2 protein-coding genes are annotated in these 1640 nt (G+C 38.0%); both read right to left on the bottom strand.

From position 1 onward, the window contains the following. Positions 1-112: 112 nt before the first annotated feature. On the bottom strand, positions 113-724 hold the full coding sequence (locus tag AC0YNV_RS40645) for a HEAT repeat domain-containing protein (RefSeq protein WP_475773128.1): 612 nt from the start codon (positions 722-724) through the stop codon (positions 113-115). A gap of 200 nt (positions 725-924) precedes the next feature. Then, entirely contained in the window at positions 925-1431 is a 507-nt protein-coding gene (locus AC0YNV_RS40640; RefSeq protein WP_475773127.1) for a phosphoglycerate mutase family protein, read from the bottom strand. Positions 1432-1640: the final 209 nt, after the last annotated feature.

The following is a 1640-nucleotide window of genomic DNA, read 5'->3' as shown; positions in this document are numbered from 1 at the left end:
GATGGGATTTAAAGGGCTATGACCCGTTTCGTACTCCCATCGTACCGAGGCGCTCGTTTTTTTGCAAAGCGGTAATTTAACGCTCTACAGGAATGCTATCGTACCCGTTAGCTCAATTCTGCTCATCTGTACTAACAGCTAAAATTGAGTAATGTGGCGAGTTTATCTGCTTTAAGACTTCTAAAGAAGTAAGCTTTTGATACTTCATTCCTGTTTTCCAAGATTCCAGTGCACATTGTTCAGCATGTCTTGATTCGATATTCCCTAGCGCCAACAGTGCTCTTCTTTTTACATATTCGTTCTGGTCTTCATAATACTGAACAATGATCTCCTCAGCTTTCGGCTGTATCGAGGCAATACTCGATAGGTAATGTGCCAGTTGCCATTTGGTATCTGCATCAGGATACGATACGCCCTCCTTGGCGAGAAATAATAAACATTCTGGGTTTTCGACTAATTTACGAACCAGTAATTCACATTCATTGTCCCTCCCAATGATAAAAAGCAAATTATTTATGGTTTTCTGATCCCAATTACAACAAGTTGTAGTATCAACTAATTTATCAAATATTGTGTTAAGTAGCTCCCAATTATGATATGTTGTTTCCCACTCAAACTCATGCTTAATTGTCTTAGGCCATTGCCAAAATAAATTAACTTGTTCATCAAGTTTCTGATAAATATCTTTATTTGGGTCGTGAATGATCTTGTACAAATCATCCATAATACACCACCTATTCCTTTAGTTCCATCTTGAAGAATCATTAACGTAAACTACCGTTACTTCAACAAACGAAAAAGGAGCTGCCGCGCGGCAAGCTCCTCACTAACGTATCCGTTAGTTCAGTACATTTTTCTTATGTAACTGTCATCTTCGAAAAGCTATTAGTAAATCACTACTTCTGCATGGTGAAGTTTATTAAGCTATCGTACCCGTTCGTTTAAATGACAGGTGCTATTTGAAAATTTTATAATATCTGCTTTGGGATGATAGTGTAAGAAATGAATCCCCGTGTTGTTGGTATGGAACCAGACATTATTATTTGAAGGTAACTGGAGGAAATTTTCAATGAGTTTCGTAATAGTTCCTCCGTGAGAAACAATGGCAACTCTTTTATATTGACTGCTGTTCTCTTTTATGTAAGAAAAGATTTGTTGGATTCGCTCATAGAATTTCAAGTCGCTTTCATCAACTTTCTGCTCACATAGATTATCAAGATATTTCACTTCACAATCCACGATATTCGCTAAAATATCCGCCGTTTGCTTTGCACGTTGAAGTGTACTTGACCAAATTAACTCTGGTGGAAATTCTTTTGAAACACGTACAGACATTTTTTTACTTTGCTCAATTCCTAAGCTTGTTAACGGTTCAAGTACATTTACTGTCTCATCCTCTGATTCTCCATGTCGAATTACTAATATCTCCATTAGTCCACCTCAATTATTTGATTTCCACTAATTTTACCATATTGATGAAACTGCGATCATCACCTTATCTGGCCCGTTGGATTTGGCGGCGGGTTGAACTCCCTCGGTACGATTAAGTTTTCTCACGAATGCTCGCTTATTCGCAGGATTTCACCCTTGTTAGACATGCATGAAGGTCGTTCGGGTGACCAATTCATAGACCTGGACAA

The sequence above is a fragment of the Paenibacillus sp. JT31N11 genome (assembly GCF_056269285.1).
Note: the sequence above shows the minus strand (reverse complement) of the source record. Positions and strands in the feature narration are given on the sequence as shown.

Coding starts and splice junctions, on each gene's coding strand:
- AC0YNV_RS40640 (WP_475773127.1), bottom strand. CDS start 1,431: ATGGAGATATTAGTAATTCGACATGGAGAATCAGAGGATGAGACAGTA.
- AC0YNV_RS40645 (WP_475773128.1), bottom strand. CDS start 724: ATGGATGATTTGTACAAGATCATTCACGACCCAAATAAAGATATTTAT.